General features: G+C 75.9%; 3 protein-coding genes. All 3 read left to right on the top strand.

The window, feature by feature from the left end; genetic code table 11:
* Window positions 1-96: 96 nt before the first annotated feature.
* The gene (locus VR45_RS41260; RefSeq protein WP_045945119.1) at window positions 97-804 is read left to right on the top strand and encodes a hypothetical protein; all 708 of its coding nucleotides are present in this window, start codon (window positions 97-99) and stop codon (window positions 802-804) included.
* 55 nt (window positions 805-859) lie between these two features.
* Window positions 860-1447, top strand: a complete 588-nt coding sequence (locus tag VR45_RS41255) for a hypothetical protein (protein ID WP_045945118.1) — start codon at window positions 860-862, stop codon at window positions 1445-1447.
* Between the two features lie 106 nt (window positions 1448-1553).
* Window positions 1554-2042: MazG-like family protein (locus VR45_RS50950; RefSeq protein ID WP_063772638.1), on the top strand; the 489-nt coding region annotated here is incomplete at its 3' end.

Below are 2042 nucleotides of genomic sequence, written 5' to 3'. Positions count from 1 at the left end.
CCACGACGCCTCCCGCACCCGGGCCCGCCGCGCCGCCGAGGCCGACACCCCGCCCGCCCAGCCCACCGCCCTGTTCTGACCGGAGGAGACAACGCCGTGTCCATCGTCATCACCGACCTGCCGCGCCTCATCGGCCAGCTCGCCCCGCACATCAGCCCCGACGACACCCTGCCCCCGCTCACCGGCATCCACCTGGAAGTCACCGGCACCGAGCTCGTCGGCGCGGCCACCGACCGCTACACCGTCGCCATCACCCGCCGCGCCGTCGAGGAGAGCGCAGAGCCCGCCACCTGGTCGGCGCTGCTGGACAGCGCCGACCTCAGGGCCCTGCGTGCCCTGGTGCCCGCCCGCACCGCCGCCGCCGGCGTGCGCCTGGCCTACGAGGCGCCGACCGAGCAGGACCCGGACGGCGGGCTGGCGTTCACCCACGAGGGCCGCACCCTGCGGCTGTCCGCCAACCTGCGGCGCGACGCCAAGTTCCCCCGCTGGCGGCAGATCCTGTCCACCGCGCTGGAGGGCGAGCCCCGGCTGACCGAGCCGGCCGCCTTCGACCCGCGCTACCTCGCCCGCTGGGCGAAGGCCGCCGAGCGCCACGCCCCCGTCACCCTCTGGTCGTCCGGCCCCGACAAGCCGCTGGTCATCGCGGTCGGCGGTGACTTCGTCGGCCTGCAGATGCCGGTGCGCATCGACCTGCGCCACGGCGGCTGGGCGCAGTGGGGCGACCGGTCGGCGGTACAGGCGGCCTGGGCGCCTCTCCTCGCCCCCGCCGAGGAGAGCGTCCCCACCGGCCTGCGGGCCGCCTGACCCACCACCTGCCCGGCCCCGACCACATCCCACCGAGCGACCCACGAAGGACACGATGACGACCGGCCACCGCCTCTTCCCCGCGTCGACCCGCAGGGACGGGGACCCGTACGCGCCCGCCGACCTCGGCGGTTGCGCCTGGGACTTCCTGCGCGACCCGCACCTGCTCGTCGTCGCGCCCTGCGGGGACGTGGCCGGGCGCCTCGTCGCCCGGCTCTCCCGGGACCTCGCGGACCGGGGCCTTCGGGTCGAGGTCGCCGACCCCGACGCCGGGCCCGTGGAGACGGTGGCCGCCTTCCACGCCGGGCACCGGGCCGAGTTCGACGCCGACCGGGTCCACCTGGCCGGCCACCGCTTCCTCGCCGTGCCCGACATGCCCGCGCTCGCCGACGCCCACCCGGACCTCGTGGCGCTGGTGGCCGACGTCGCCCGCAACGGCTTCGCCACCGGGCACCACCTCCTGCTCGCCTACCCGGTGCGGCCCCTGCCCGGCCTCGACGACACCGCCCTGGCCGAGTTCGCCCGCCTCACCCTCGCCACCGCGATGACCGCCCCGGTCCCCGACCCGCGCCCGGCCATCGGCTGGCTGGCCACCACCGCCGCCGCCCGCCCGGTACGCATCGACCCGGACCCCGCCGACTGAACCCCGGCCCGCGGCACGGTCCGCACTCGCTCACAGCGAAATCCCGGACGTGTGCGGACCGTGTCCGAAACCCTGCTGACCGTCACCACCTGGAGGAGAACCCGCGATGACCGACACCGCCGCTCCGACGCCCACGTCCGGGGCCGACCCCGCCGACGACGTCTGGGAGCAGATCGCCCGGCAGGTCGCCTGGCTCGACCACCACAACGGCGCCGGCGAGCACGAGAGCGCGATGCGCCTGATGAAGCTCTCCGAGGAGGTCGGGGAGGTCATGCAGGCCTACATCGGAACCACCGGCCAGAACCCCCGCAAGGGCGTCACCCACGAACGCTCCGACGTCGCCGACGAGCTGTGCGACGTCGTCGTCACCGCGCTGGTCGCCCTGCACCGCTTCACCGACGACCCCCGCGCCCACCTCGACCGCCACCTGGTCCGCCTCACCGACCGGCTCGGGGTCCGCTCCGGGCGCCCGACGTTCCGCCAGTGGCTCACCGCCCAGAACCAGCCCGGCCACTGGAACGCCGAGACCGGCGTCGGCACCTTCCACGGCCCCAGCGCTCTCAACCGCGGGACCCGGACCCTGACCGGCTGGACC

Source organism: Streptomyces sp. NRRL S-495, from assembly GCF_000966955.1.
GTDB classification, from domain to species: domain Bacteria; phylum Actinomycetota; class Actinomycetes; order Streptomycetales; family Streptomycetaceae; genus Kitasatospora; species Kitasatospora purpeofusca.
This window is presented reverse-complemented; position numbering and strand designations above follow the sequence as displayed.